The sequence below is a fragment of the Pseudonocardia sp. Ae150A_Ps1 genome (assembly GCF_001932315.1).
GTDB lineage: Bacteria > Actinomycetota > Actinomycetes > Mycobacteriales > Pseudonocardiaceae > Pseudonocardia.
In genome coordinates, this window is the sequence record NZ_MCIJ01000001.1 from 332,320 (window position 1) to 345,819 (window position 13,500).

The following is a 13,500-nucleotide window of genomic DNA, read 5'->3' on the forward strand; positions in this document are numbered from 1 at the left end:
CGGCGTCAGAGGTCGCGGAGGAACGGGTCGCCGATCAGGTCCGGGATCCGCCCCGGGACGACGGCGGGGGCGTAGTACCAGCCCTGCGCATTCGCGCACCCGTACTCCCGCAGCCGGGCCGCCTGCTCCCGGGTCTCGACGGCCTCCGCGGTCACCTCCAGGTCGAGCGCGGAGGCCAGCGAGATCAGGGTGCGCAGGATGACGTCGTCGCGCTCGGCCGACCCGGCGACGAAGTGCCCCGCCAGCTTCAGCACGTGCACCGGCAGGTGGCGCAGGTAGGCGAGGTTCGAGTAGCCGGTGCCGAAGTCGTCGATCGCGATCCGGACACCCATCCGGTCCAGCCCGCGCAGCGTGGCCAGCGGCCGTCCGGGGGAGCCCATGAGGTCGGACTCGGTGAGCTCGATCTGGAGCTGCCCGGCGGGCCAGTCGTGCCGCTCCAGGGTCGCGGCGACGTCGGCGACCAGGTCGGACTCCCCGATCTGGCGGGCCGCGACGTTCACGCTCACCAGCAGCGGACGATCGGGCCGCTCGTCGGCCCAGATCCGGCCCTGGCGGCACGCCTCGTCCAGCACCCGCCTGCCGAGCGGTACGACGAGCCCGGTCTCCTCGGCGAGCGGGATGAACCGGTCGGGGCCGAGCAGCTCGCCGTCCGGTCGCTGCCAGCGCACCAGCGCCTCGACGCCGACCGTCTGCTCGTCGGCGAGCCGGACCAGCGGCTGGTAGACGACCACGAAGTCGTCGCGGCGCAACGCCTCCGGCATCTGCGAGGAGAGCTCGAAGCGGCGCACGTCGGAGCGGTGCCGCTCGCGGTCGTAGTACACGTAGCGGCCGCGGCCGGCGTGCTTGGCGGAGTAGAGCGTCGTGTCGGCGGCCTGCATGAGCTCGTCGGGGCCGAGCGCCCCGTCGTGCCGGACGACGCCGACGCTCGCCGAGATGACGATGTCGCGGCCGTCGATCCGGACCGGGCGGCGGACGGTGCCCAGCGCCCGTCCGGCGACCTCCTCCAGCTCTGCCCGGTCGGTGCTGCGCTCGACGAGCACGACGAACTCGTCGCCGCCCATCCGGGCCACGAGGTGCCCGTCCGGTTCCAGCGCCGACCGCAGCCGGTCGGCCAGTACCTGCAGGAGCTGGTCGCCCGACTGGTGCCCGAGGGTGTCGTTGACGACCTTGAACCCGTCGAGGTCGAGGTAGCAGACCCCGGGCCGGGCGCCGTCCGCGCCGTCCCGGTCGATCGCGGCGGACAGCCGCTCGAAGAACAGCGACCGGTTCGGGAGCTGGGTCAGCGGGTCGTGCAGCGCCTGGTGCTCGAGCCGCTGCTGCAGCTCGAGCTGGTCGGTCACGTCGCTGAGCACGGCGACGAGCAGCTGCGCGGTGCCGTCCGGCTCACGCAGCGGTGTGACGACGGCGTCGATCCAGATCTCGGCGTCGTCGGCGCGCCGCACCGGCTGGACCAGCCGCAACCGGTCCAGGGAGCCCTCGAGCAGCCGTCGCCGCTCGGCCCAGATCCCGGGGGCGTCGGCGCGCGAGACGAACTCCTCGACGCCCATCCCCGCCAGCTGCGCGCGGGTGTAGCCGAGCATCGTGGCGGCGGCGTCGTTCGCCTCGATCGACGCGGCGTCGGGATCGAAGATGACGATGCCCACCGCCGCCGAGTCGAACATCGCCGTGAACCGGGACTCCGACACCCAGCGGGCCCGCTCCGCGGTCTCCCGGGCCTCCAGCGCGGCCCGGGTGATCGTCTCGTGCTCGCCGAGCACCTGGTGCCGGGTGGCGTCGGTGTAGCCGCGGGCGAAGGCGCCCGCGACGGCGGCGAGCCGGCGCACCCGTGCCGCGGTGTCGGCGGCCGGTTCGAGGTGGGCGCCGAGGAGCCGCAGGCTGATCTCCAGGCAGGCCGGGTCGGTCAGCCGCGCGACGATCAGCTCGCGGCCCGCGGCCGCGGGGACGGCCGGGTCGAACGGCTCCGCGACGGCGGACTCCCGGATCTGCGCGGCGAGCCGGTCGAGCAGCGGGCGGAGCTCGCCCGCGGTCGGGACGGCCCTCCGGGACAGCTCGTCGGACCAGCGTTCCGCCAGATCGGAGGCATCGGGCAGCCCACCCGCGACGAGGGCCCGCCCGTGGTCGGGGCGTGCAGCGGCGACGTCGGCCTGCTGCATCCGCCGCCCCCGTTCGTCCCCGGCGGAGGGTGTCCCCCCGTGATCGGGAGACACCGTAACCGATGCTCACGGTCCGGTGGGGCCGACCGGGTTACATCACGGGGCCCGTCCGGGGCCGTCAGGCCCCGTCCGTCACCGCCGTCACCCACACGACGGGAACCCCCGCCTCGTCCGAGGCCGCGAGATCGACCTCGGCGGTGACCGCCCAGTCGCGGTCGCCCGCCGGATCGTCGAGGACCTGACGCACGAGCCAGCGGTCCGCCTCCTCGGTGAGGTCGAACAGCTGGGGACCGCGCGCGTCCGGGCCGATGCCGATCCGGTCGTGCAGGTCGTAGTACGGGTCCAGGGCCTCCCGCCAGCGGTCGGCCGTCCAGCCGGCGTCGGCGTCGAGGTCGCCGAGCTCGGCGTACCGGCCGAGCGAGGCCAGCTCCACCCGGCGGAACATCGCGTTGCGGACCATGACCCGGAAGGCGCGGGCGTTGCCGGTGAGCCCGGACGGCCCGGTGGCGATCTCGGCCCCGGGCGGGGTGACCTCGCCGCCCTCGGCGTCGGCACCCGCGGCGAGCTTCTCCCACTCGTCGAGCAGCGACGAGTCGGTCTGGCGGACGAGCTCGCCCAGCCACTCGATGAGGTCGGTCAGCTCCTCGGTGCGGTCGTGCTCGGGCACGGTCTGGCGCAGCGCCCGGTAGGCGTCGGCGAGGTAGCGCAGGACCAGGCCCTCGGAGCGGGCGAGCTGGTAGTGCGAGACGTACTCGGTGAAGGTCATCGCCCGCTCGCTCATGTCGCGGACGACCGACTTCGGCGACAGCTCGGCGTCGGCGACCCACGGCGCACCGCGCCGGTAGGTCTCCAGCGCGGCCCGGAGCATCTCGTCGAGCGGCTTCGGGTGGGTGACCTCGTCGAGCCGGGCCATCCGCTCCTCGTACTCGAGGCCGTCGGCCTTCATGGCGGCGACGGCCTCACCGCGGGCCTTGTTCTGCTGGGCCGCGAGCACCTGGCGCGGGTCGTCGAGCGTGGACTCGATGACCGACAGCACGTCGAGGGCGTAGGTCGGCGACTCCTGGTCCAGCAGCTCGAACACGGCGAGCGCGAACGGCGACAGCGGCTGGTTGAGGGCGAAGTCGAGCTGCAGCTCGTCGACGATGCGCACCCGGCGCCGGGTGGCGCCGGGCTCGTCGTACTCCTCGACGACGCCCGAGGTCCGCAACGCACGGTAGATCGCGATCGCACGGAGCATGTGCGCCCGCTGCCGCTTGCGGGGCTCGTGGTTGTCGGTGAGCAGGTGCTCCATCGCCGCGTAGGTGTCGCCGCCCCGGCTGATCACGTTCAGCAGCAGCGCGTGCGTGACCTCGAAGTGGCTGGTCAACGGCTCGGGGCGGGCCTGCTGCAGCTTCTCGAACGACGTCTCGGACCAGCCGACGAAGCCCTCCGGCGGCTGCTTGCGCTGCACCTTGCGCCGCTTCTTCGGGTCGTCGCCGGCCTTGGCGAGGGCCTTCGCGTTCTCGATGTCGTGCTCGGGCGCCTGCGCGACGACGGTGCCGACGGTGTCGTACCCGGCCCGGCCCGCGCGGCCGGCGATCTGGTGGAACTCGCGGGCCTTCAGCGGGCGGACGCGGCGGCCGTCGTACTTGGACAGCGCGGTGAACAGCACCGTGCGGATCGGGACGTTGATCCCCACCCCCAGGGTGTCGGTGCCGCAGATGACCTTGAGCAGCCCCGCCTGGGCGAGCGTCTCCACCAGCCGCCGGTAGCGGGGCAGCATCCCGGCGTGGTGCACGCCGATGCCGTGCCGGACGAGCCGGGACAGTGTGCGGCCGAACCCGGAGCTGAACCGGAAGCTCCCGATCGTCTCGGCGATCGCCGCCTTGTCCTCCTTGGACGTGACGTTGACGCTCATCAGCGCCTGCGCCCGTTCGACGGCGGCCTGCTGGGTGAAGTGGACGACGTAGACCGGCGCCTCCCTCGTCGCCAGCAGCTCGGTGATCGTCTCGTGCAGCGGCTCGACGACGTAGCGGAAGTGCAGCGGCACCGGCCGCTCCACCGAGGTGATCTCCGCGGTCTCCCGGCCGGTGCGGCGCCGGAGGTCCTCGGCGAAGAACGAGGTGTCGCCCAGCGTCGCGCTCATCAGCAGGAACTGCGCCTGCGGCAGCTCCACGATCGGGACCTGCCAGGCCCAGCCGCGGGACGGGTCGGCGTAGAAGTGGAACTCGTCCATCACGACGGAGCCGACGTCGGCGCCGGACCCGGTGCGCAGCGCGAGGTTCGCGAGGATCTCCGCGGTGCAGCAGACGATCGGGGCCTTCTCGTTCACCGCGGCGTCGCCGGTGAGCATGCCGACCTGGTCGGCACCGAACACCTCGCACAGCGCGAAGAACTTCTCGCTGACCAGCGCCTTGATCGGCGCGGTGTAGAAGGTGCGCTCCCCGCGGGCCAGCGCCGCGGCGTGCGCCCCCATCGCCACGAGGGACTTCCCGGAGCCGGTCGGCGTGGAGAGGATGACGTTCGCGCCGGTGACCAGCTCGAGCAGCGCCTCCTCCTGCGCCGGGTAGAGCGACAGGCCGCGCTCGTCGAACGCCCAGTCGGCGAAGGTGTCCACCAGCTCGGCGGGATCGGGGGAGCCGTCGGGGCCCGCGGTGCGTCGGAGTCGCTCGGTCAGTGTCATGATGGGGCGATTGTGCCTGGCCGCCCGGGAGCGGACGGCAGGGCCGCGCAGCCGCCCGACTACCGTGTCGTCCGTGGGCGGGGGCGCTGCGACGGGCGAGCAGGGCCCGACCCTGCCCGATCTCGTCCCGCCGATGCTGCCCGCGGCCGGCGAGCTCAGCGACGCGACCGACCCGGGCCGGTGGGCCGTGGAGTTCGGCTGGGAGGGCCACCGCTGCGTGGCCTACGTGCGTCCGGGCCGGGTGCGGCTGCTCTCGTCGACGGCGCGCAGCGTCACGCGGTCGTTCCCCGAGCTGGCCGTGCTCGGCGAGCAGTCGCCACCGGGTGGGATGGTGCTCGACGGCACGGTCGTCGCGCTCGACGAGGCGGGCCGCCCCTCGCGCGGGCCGCTGCTGCGCCGGACCGCGACCGTCGCCCCGGACGACGGGCTGCGCGCAGAGGTGCCGGTCGGCTACGTCGTGACCGACCTGCTCTGGAGGGACGGCCGCCGGGTGCTGGAGCTGCCCTACCGGCGCCGCCGGGCCGAGCTGGAGGCGCTCGGACTGGCCGGGCCCACGATCCTGGTGCCGCCGTCGTTCGGGCTGGACGAGGCCGATCTCGTCGTCCGCACCGCCGAGCAGTACGGGCTCGACGGCCTGCACCTCAAGCGTCTCGACGTGCCCTACCAGCCGGGCAGGCGCACCCGGAACTGGCTGCGGGTACCGCTGCGCCGGCGCCGTCAGGTGCAGGTCGCGGGCTGGGTCCCGGCCGGCAGCACGGCGGGCCGGGAACGGATCGCGGCCGTGCTGCTGGCGCTGCCCGGTGCGGACGGCCCGGTCTACATCGGCCGGGTCGGGATCGGCGCGGCCGACGGCGACGCCCGCACGGTGCTGGGTGCCCGTCCGGGCCGCCCGCCCGCCGACGTGCCGGAGGGGATCGCCGCGGACGCCCGCTGGCTCGCGCCCGGTCTCGTCGCGGCCGTCGAGCACCGGGGCCGGACGGCCGCGGGCCGGCTCGCGCTGCCGTCCTGGCGCGGCCTGGTCCCCCCGGACGCCCAGGACGACGACCTGCGCGACCCGGCCCCGGCGCGCCGCGAGCCGCCCGGCGGCGGTGGCGCGACGGTGCCGGTCCGCACGGCCGCGGCCCCGCCCCCCGCCGCGACCCCCGCCCCGGCGACCACTCCGGCCACCGAGGAGACCGTCCGGATCCGGGTCCGCGAGGCCGTCCCGCCGGAGGCTCCGGCGCCCGAGGGTCCCTGGCACGGACCGCTGTCGCGGCGGCTCGAACAGCACTTCGTCTACAACACCCTCAACACGATCGCCTCGCTCGTCCGGACTGACCCGCCCCGCGCCCGGGAGCTGCTGCTCGGGTTCGCCGACCTGTCCCGGGCGGCGGACCGGGCCGAGGAGCCGGCGATCCGGCTCGACGAGGAGCTCGCCGCGGTCCGGGCGTACCTGCAGATCGAGCGGACCCGGTTCGGCGCCCGGCTGGAGTCGGACGTCGACGACCCGCGGACGTCGGGCGTGGACCCGGCCGCGGCCGTCCCGCCGCTGGCGGTGCTCGCCGCCGTCCGGCGCGGTGTGCAGGAGGAGATCGAGCCCGCCACCGCCGGGGGGACGGTGCACGTGCGTCTCGTCACGGGCACCTGCCGGGTGGAGGTCCGGACGGCGGACCGGCCGGGTGTCCCCGGCGGTGCCGCCCGCGCCCCGCTCGTCCTCCTCAGCCTGCCGCTGGACGCACCCGCGGAGTAACGCCCGCGTGACCGGGTAACGGAGTCGCCGCCCCGGCGCGACGGACTTCATCGATCCGGATAGCGTGCGCGCCATGCTGGGGCTGCCCGAGGGCACACGTGCGTGCCTGTTCGACCTGGACGGCGTGCTGACCGACACCGCGAGCGTGCACGCGGCGGCGTGGAAGCAGATGTTCGACGAGTACCTGTGCTCGCGCGACGGTGCCGGTTTCACCCCGTTCGACGCCGGGGCCGACTACGGCCCCTACGTCGACGGGAAGCCGCGCCTGGAGGGCACCCGCAGCTTCCTCGCGTCCCGGGGCATCGAGCTCCCCGAGGGCACCCCGGACGACTCCGCCGACACCGAGACCCTGTGGGGCCTGTCGACCCGGAAGAACGCGCTGGTCCAGACGAAGATCACCGAGGGGGTCGACGTCTATGCCGGCTCGCGCCGGTACCTGGAGGCCGTGAAGGACGCCGGGCTCGCCGCCGCGGTGGTCTCCTCCAGTGCGAACGCCGAGCAGATCCTGCGGGTCACCGGCCTGGAGACGTTCATCGACCACCGCGTCGACGGCGTCACCGCACGGGAGCGGGGGCTGCCCGGCAAGCCCGCACCCGACACCTTCGTCGCCGCCGCGGCCGACCTCGGGGTCGAGCGCTCCGCGGCGGTCGTGTTCGAGGACGCGCTGGCCGGTGTGGAGGCCGGCCGCGCCGGGGACTTCGGCGCCGTCATCGGCGTCGACCGTCTCGACCAGGCGGCCGCGCTGCGCGAGCACGGCGCGGACGTCGTCGTCACCGATCTCGCCGACCTGCTGGAGCGTTCGTGAAGCCCGACCACCTGCCCACGTTCACCACCGAGCCGTGGGTGATCCGCGAGCCGCGCCTGGACCTCGGCGCGATGGGCCAGACCGAGTCGGTCTTCGCGCTGTCCAACGGGCACATCGGCCTGCGCGGCAACCTCGACGAGGGTGAGCCGCACGTCCTCCCCGGGACCTACCTGAACTCGTTCTACGAGGTCCGCCCGCTGCCCTACGCCGAGGGCGGCTACGGCTACCCGGAGTCCGGGCAGACGATCATCAACACGACCAACGGCAAGCTGATCCGCCTGCTGGTCGACGACGAGCCGTTCGACCTGCGCTACGGCTCCCTCCGCAAGCACGAGCGGGTGCTCGACATGCAGGCCGGGACCCTGCAGCGGGACGTGGAGTGGGAGTCCCCGGCCGGGCGCGCGGTGCGGGTGCGCTCCACCCGGCTGGTGTCGCTGACCCAGCGCGCGATCGCGGCGATCTCCTACGAGGTCGAGGTGGTCCACGCCGGGGACGACGACAACGGCGAGGGCGCGCTGCTGGTCCTGCAGTCCGAGCTGGTCGCGAACGAGCAGCTGCCCGGCCGCAACGGCGACGACCCGCGGCTGGACAGCGCCCTGGACAACGTCCTGGAGCCCGAGCAGTCCCGGGCCGGTGACGCCGGGGCGACGGTGGTGCACCGCACCCGCCAGTCCGGCCTGCGGTGCGGCGCCGCGATGGAGCACGAGGTCTTCGGGCCGGACGGCGTCGAGGTCACCACCGACGCCAACGAGGACCTCGCCCGGACGACGATCATCGCGAGGGTCAAGCCGGGCGAGACGCTGCGGGTGGTCAAGTACCTGTCCTACGGCTGGTCGTCGCGGCGCAGCCTGCCCGCGGTGTACGACCAGGTGCGTGCGGCGATCGCCGCCGCCCGCTACACCGGCTGGGACGGACTCGTCCGCGAGCAGCGCGAGTACCTCGACGACTTCTGGGCCACCGCCGACGTCGAGATCGACGGCGACGCCGAGCTGCAGCAGGCGGTCCGGCTCGCCACGTTCCACATCCTGCAGGCCGCTGCCCGTGCCGAGCGGCGCTGCATCCCGGCCAAGGGCCTCACCGCCGACGGCTACGACGGCCACACCTTCTGGGACACCGAGACGTTCTGCCTGCAGGTGCTGTCGTTCGTCGCGCCGGACGCGGCGGCCGACGCGCTGCGCTGGCGCAAGTCCATCCTCCCGCTGGCGTTCGAGCGTGCCGAGACCCTGGGCCTCAAGGGCGCGGCGTTCCCGTGGCGGACGATCCGCGGCCAGGAGTGCTCGGGCTACTGGCCGGCGGGCACGGCGGCGTTCCACATCAACGCCGACATCGCCGACGCGGTGAAGCGGCACGTGCACGCGACCGGCGACACCACGTTCGAGCTCGAGGTCGGGCTGGAGCTGCTGGTCGCGACCGCCCGGCTGTGGCGCTCGCTCGGCCACCACGACTCGGCCGGCAACTTCCGGATCGACGGCGTCACCGGCCCGGACGAGTACTCCTCGATCGCGGACAACAACGTCTACACCAACCTCATGGCGCAGCAGAACCTGCGCTACGCGGCCGAGGTCGCCGCCAAGCACCCGCGTTCGGCGTCCCGGCTGGGCGTCGACTCCGAGGAGATCGCGTCCTGGCGGGACGCGGCGGGCGCGATGCTGATCCCGTTCGACGAGCGGCTCGGCGTGCACCCGCAGTCCGAGGGCTTCACCGACCACCAGCGGTGGAACTTCGAGGACACCCCGGCCGAGCGGTACCCGCTGCTGCTGAACTACCCGTACTTCGACCTGTACCGCAAACAGGTGATCAAGCAGGCCGATCTCGTCCTGGCCATGCAGATCTTCCCGGACTCCTTCACCGACGAGCAGAAGCGCCGCAACTTCGCCTACTACGAGGGCATCACGGTGCGGGACTCGTCGCTGTCGGCGTGCACCCAGTCGGTGATGGCGGCCCGCACCGGGCACCTGGAGCTGGCCCACCAGTACCTCGCCGAGGCCGCCCTGGTGGACATGCAGGACCTGGCGGGCAACACCGACCACGGGATGCACATCGCCTCGATGGCCGGCACCTGGACCGCGGTCGTGCTCGGCTTCGGCGGGATGCGCTGCGAGGCCGACGGGCTGTCGTTCGCGCCGGTGCTGCCGCCGTCGCTGTCCCGGATCTCGTTCGGGCTGAAGTGGCAGGGCCGCAGGCTGCGGGTGACGATCACGCCGGACGAGGTCGAGTACCAGCTGCACGACGGCGCCCCGATGCGTCTGCGGCACCACGACGAGCCGATCGCGCTCGACGGGGAGACCCCGGTGACGGCGCCGACGCCGACCCCGGACTGGGTGGAGCCGGTCGAGCAGCCCTACGGGCGGGCTCCGCGCCAGCGCGCCTGAACCTCCGTGGTCCTGCGTGTACCGGACGGGCGGCCCACCGGGTTGACTGTCCGGTATGCGGCGTCCTGGGGCATGGGTCCTGTTCTTCGTGGTCGTGGCCGGGTTCCTCGGGCTGTGGGTGTGGGTCGCCTCGCCCGGGACCCGGCCGGACCGCGCGGAGATCGAGGCCGCCGTCCGGTCCCACCTGCTGGCCCGTGACGGGGTCGAGGTCACGGCGTCCTGCGAGGAACCGGCGGAGTCCCCCGACGGCGCCTACCGCAGCGGGTGCCGGCTGACCTCGGCCGACCGTGCCGGGTGGGCCGCGGTGCGCCTGGACGGCCGATGGGGTGGGGACGACCGCGGCCGGCCGCTGAAGCAGCACGAGCTCGCGCGGCTGCCGTCGTCGGGGGAGTGGCGGATCACGGTGTCCGGCTCCGTGCCGGTCGCCACCGGCCCTGCCGGGCCGGGCGCCGCCGCCTCCGGCACCCGGGTCGACACCGAGACCGACCTCCGGCGCTTCTCGGGGAGCTCGCCGACGGTCGCGGTGACCATGACGGTGTGGAGCGCGCTGAAGGCCGGCGGCCGCGACGAGTTCGTCCACCTCGAGTGCCCCGGCGAGCTTCCCGCCGGTCGCGCGGTGACCTGCACCGGGACGGACCCCGTCCCGGAGGCGACGATCGAGCGGCTCGACGGCACGCAGGTCCGGATCCGCGCAGAGATCGCCCCGCAGGCGGGGTGACCGCCGTCGGTGCGCGCACCGCGGCCGATCGCGCACTACTGGTACTTTGGTTCGTCGCGCCGCCGGGCGACGGGACATCTCCCGCCACCGGGCAGCGCGGTCGTGTAGGCCCTCTCGGTGGAGGATCCCCGCGCCGTGCCCGAACCCACTCCTGCCACTGCCGGCGATCCCGCTGACGACCCGGAGCTGGCCCACGAGAAGACGTACGTGGGCATGCTCTACGAGCAGCTCGAGGACCGGCGTCGCGACACCGCGGCGCGGCTCGCCGCGACCCTGCGCGACGAGACCGTCGGCACCCCGCAGGCGCTGACCCAGCGTGACGCCGCGGCCGCGCTGCTCGCCGACAAGCTGGCCGCGCTGCGTGCGGCCGAGCACGGCCTCGCGTTCGGCCGGCTCGACACCGACGCGGGCGAGACCCGCTACGTCGGCCGGATCGGCCTGCTCGACGAGCAGAACGAGTACGAGCCGCTGCTGATGGACTGGCGCGCGCCGGCGGCGCGGCCGTTCTACACCGCGACGGCGGCGAACCCGGAGGAGATGCGGCGGCGCCGGCACCTGCGGACCCGGCTGCGCGAGGTCGTCGCGATCGACGACGAGCCGCTCAACCTGTCCGACATGGACGCCGAGGAGCGCGCCCGCGCCGGGTCCGGCCTCACGAGCGAGGCCGCGCTGCTGGCCGCCGTGTCGGAGGCCCGCACCGGGCGGATGGGCGACATCGTCGCGACGATCCAGGGCGAGCAGGACCGGATGATCCGCTCCAAGCCGTCCGGGGTGCTCGTCGTGCAGGGCGGCCCGGGTACCGGCAAGACGGCCGTCGCGCTGCACCGCGCGGCGTACCTACTCTACACCCACCGGGACCGGCTGGCGCGGCGCGGCGTGCTCGTCGTCGGGCCGAACCCGACGTTCCTGCGCTACATCGGGCAGGTGCTGCCGTCGCTGGGCGAGACCTCGGTCGTCCTCGGCACCGTCGCGCAGCTCTACCCGGGACTGGACGCCCGCCGCGAGGAGGACCCCGCCACCGCGGAGCTGAAGGGCCGGGCCGACCTCGCACCGGTGGTCGCCGCGGCCGTCCGGGACCGCCAGCAGGTGCCGCGCCGGCCGATCGAGCTCGTCGTCGAGCAGCAGCGGGTCGTACTCGACCGCGACACCGTCACCCAGGCCCGCACCCGGGCCCGGCGGTCCCGCAAGCCGCACAACGAGGCCCGCCGCACGTTCTGCAAGGAGCTGCTGCGGCTGCTGGCCCAGCAGGTCGCCCGCCGGGTCGGGGCGGAGCTGCTGGACCGGCGCGACATCGACGACATCCGCGACGAGCTCGCCGAGTCGCCGGACGTCCGGCGCGAGATGGAGGAGCTCTGGCCGACCCTGTCGCCGGAGCAGCTGCTCACCGACCTGTTCGCGGACCGCAAGCGGCTCAACTCGGTCGCCCGGCGGATCCCGGCCGAGCAGCGGCGGCTCCTGGAGCGCGACGCCCCGGGCGACGACGTCCCCTACGACCGGCGCTGGACGCCCGCGGACGTGGCGCTGCTCGACGAGGCCGCCGAGCTGCTCGGCGACGACGGCGCCGCCCAGGCCGCGGCGGAGGCCGCCGCGCTCCGGGAGGAGGTCGAGTACGCGCAGGGCGTGCTCGACGTCCTCGACCTCGAGGAGGACCTCGACCCGGAGCTGCTGCGCGCGACCGACATCATCGACGCCGACCGGCTCGCCGAGCGGATGCAGGTGTCGCGCTACGACTCCACCGCCGACCGGGCCGCGGCGGACCGGGAGTGGACCTACGGGCACGTGATCATCGACGAGGCCCAGGAGCTGTCCGCGATGGCCTGGCGGATGGTGATGCGCCGCGCGCCCGCCCGCTCGATGACGCTGGTCGGGGACATCGCGCAGACCGGTGACCGGGGCGGAGCCGGGTCCTGGGACGAGGTGCTGTCGCCGTTCGTGGCCCGCCGCTGGCGGCTGGAGCAGCTGACGGTGAACTACCGGACGCCGTCGGAGATCGCCGACGTCGCCGACGACGTGCTCGCCGAGATCGACGCCTCGCTGGAACCGCCGTCGTCGGTCCGCTCGACGGGGGAGCCGCCGTGGGCGGCACCGCTCCCGGAGACCGGGGCCGACGAGGTGCTGGTGGACCGGGTGACGGCCGAGCGCGACGCGGTCGGCGACGGCCGGACCGCGGTGCTGGTGCCGTCGGCGCGTCTGGAGCCGGTGCGGGCGGCGCTCGCCGCGGCCGGGGTGACCGATCCGGAGGCGGACACCGAGGAGCTGGACACGGCCGTCGTCGTGCTGCCGGTGACGGCGGCGAAGGGCCTGGAGTTCGACGCGGTGCTCGTCGTCGAGCCGCAGGAGATGCTCGACGAGTCCCCGCGCGGCCTGAACGACCTCTACGTCGCGATCACCCGGGCGACGCAGCGGCTCGGCGTCCTGTACTCCGGCCAGCTGCCGCCGGTGCTGAAGCGGATCAGCCGGGGGTGACCCCCGCCCGGTACAGGTCGCGCAGCAGCGCGATCTCCGCGCCGTGGTGGATCACCTCGCGGTGGATGTGCAGGACGAGCGTCGCCAGCGGCGCGTCCGCGTACGGCCCCTCCGCGGGCCCGCACGGCCGGGCCAGGCCGCCGGCCCCCAGCGCCGCCACCCCCTCGGTCCAGCGGCGGTACACCTCGTCGAGCTGGGCGAGCGCGCCGTCGGCGGTGCCGGCGTAGGTGTGCGAGGCGTAGTCGACCGGCGGCCCGCCAAAGTGCGAGTGGTTCCGTATGCCGAACACCCCGACGATCACGTGGGCGAGCCGCCAGGCGATCGTCGTCACCGGGGCCGGGTCGGGCTCCGGGAAGGCGAAGTCGACGACCAGGTCACCGGCCCCGGCGCTGTGCGACGCGACGGACTCCGCCCGCGGCCGGACGCTCCAGGCACCGGGCGCCGGTTCCCAGAGGTACTCCTCGTCGGTGAGGCCCGCGAGCCGCGGCCGCAGCGTGGTCTCCCAGTGGAAGGTGAGCTGCGCGCTCAGCTCGGCGTTCCAGTCGATGTCCGTGGTGGTGGGCGTCATGCCCGGCACGGTAGAGCCCGACGCGGA

At 74.4% G+C, this 13,500-nt stretch carries 8 protein-coding genes; 5 read left to right on the forward strand and 3 right to left on the reverse strand.

What is annotated here, in order from left to right; genetic code table 11:
* Positions 1 to 5: 5 nt before the first annotated feature.
* Positions 6 to 2,153: an EAL domain-containing protein gene (locus tag Ae150APs1_RS01405; protein ID WP_083679867.1), complete on the reverse strand. Its 2,148-nt coding sequence runs from the start codon at positions 2,151 to 2,153 to the stop codon at positions 6 to 8.
* A 118-nt stretch (positions 2,154 to 2,271) separates the two neighbouring features.
* On the reverse strand, positions 2,272 to 4,815 hold the full coding sequence (locus tag Ae150APs1_RS01410) for a DEAD/DEAH box helicase (protein ID WP_075295227.1): 2,544 nt from the start codon (positions 4,813 to 4,815) through the stop codon (positions 2,272 to 2,274).
* A gap of 73 nt (positions 4,816 to 4,888) precedes the next feature.
* Here Ae150APs1_RS01410 and Ae150APs1_RS01415 point away from each other — a divergent pair, with 73 nt between their 5' ends.
* The 5 genes from Ae150APs1_RS01415 to Ae150APs1_RS01435 all read left to right on the forward strand — a co-directional run bounded on the left by Ae150APs1_RS01415 (position 4,889) and on the right by Ae150APs1_RS01435 (position 12,905).
* Positions 4,889 to 6,544 carry a histidine kinase gene (locus Ae150APs1_RS01415; RefSeq protein ID WP_170918023.1) on the forward strand — a complete coding sequence of 552 codons (1,656 nt, stop codon included), beginning with the start codon at positions 4,889 to 4,891 and terminating at the stop codon, positions 6,542 to 6,544.
* Positions 6,545 to 6,617: 73 nt separating this feature from the next.
* The gene (locus Ae150APs1_RS01420; protein WP_075295231.1) at positions 6,618 to 7,349 is read left to right on the forward strand and encodes a beta-phosphoglucomutase family hydrolase; all 732 of its coding nucleotides are present in this window, start codon (positions 6,618 to 6,620) and stop codon (positions 7,347 to 7,349) included.
* Positions 7,346 to 9,721, forward strand: a complete 2,376-nt coding sequence (locus Ae150APs1_RS01425) for a glycosyl hydrolase family 65 protein (protein WP_075295233.1) — start codon at positions 7,346 to 7,348, stop codon at positions 9,719 to 9,721. Before Ae150APs1_RS01420 ends, Ae150APs1_RS01425 begins: the two co-directional genes overlap by 4 nt.
* A 55-nt stretch (positions 9,722 to 9,776) precedes the next feature.
* The gene (locus tag Ae150APs1_RS01430) at positions 9,777 to 10,439 is read left to right on the forward strand and encodes a hypothetical protein (protein ID WP_060576098.1); all 663 of its coding nucleotides are present in this window, start codon (positions 9,777 to 9,779) and stop codon (positions 10,437 to 10,439) included.
* Positions 10,440 to 10,652: 213 nt separating this feature from the next.
* Positions 10,653 to 12,905, forward strand: coding sequence for an ATP-binding domain-containing protein (locus Ae150APs1_RS01435; RefSeq protein WP_083679868.1), 2,253 nt, complete (start codon positions 10,653 to 10,655; stop codon positions 12,903 to 12,905).
* On the opposite strand, the gene Ae150APs1_RS01440 is transcribed toward Ae150APs1_RS01435, so the two are convergent.
* Positions 12,892 to 13,473 carry a DinB family protein gene (locus Ae150APs1_RS01440; RefSeq protein ID WP_212567141.1) on the reverse strand — a complete coding sequence of 194 codons (582 nt, stop codon included), beginning with the start codon at positions 13,471 to 13,473 and terminating at the stop codon, positions 12,892 to 12,894. The two genes, Ae150APs1_RS01435 and Ae150APs1_RS01440, sit on opposite strands and share 14 nt — an antisense overlap.
* Positions 13,474 to 13,500: the final 27 nt, after the last annotated feature.

Excerpts from the sequence above, each read along its gene's own strand:
- Ae150APs1_RS01405 (WP_083679867.1), bottom strand. The coding sequence starts at position 2,153 with ATGCAGCAGGCCGACGTCGCCGCTGCACGCCCCGACCACGGGCGGGCC.
- Ae150APs1_RS01410 (WP_075295227.1), bottom strand. The coding sequence starts at position 4,815 with ATGACACTGACCGAGCGACTCCGACGCACCGCGGGCCCCGACGGCTCC.
- Ae150APs1_RS01420 (WP_075295231.1), top strand. The coding sequence starts at position 6,618 with ATGCTGGGGCTGCCCGAGGGCACACGTGCGTGCCTGTTCGACCTGGAC.
- Ae150APs1_RS01430 (WP_060576098.1), top strand. The coding sequence starts at position 9,777 with ATGCGGCGTCCTGGGGCATGGGTCCTGTTCTTCGTGGTCGTGGCCGGG.
- Ae150APs1_RS01435 (WP_083679868.1), top strand. The coding sequence starts at position 10,653 with ATGCTCTACGAGCAGCTCGAGGACCGGCGTCGCGACACCGCGGCGCGG.
- Ae150APs1_RS01440 (WP_212567141.1), bottom strand. The coding sequence starts at position 13,473 with ATGACGCCCACCACCACGGACATCGACTGGAACGCCGAGCTGAGCGCG.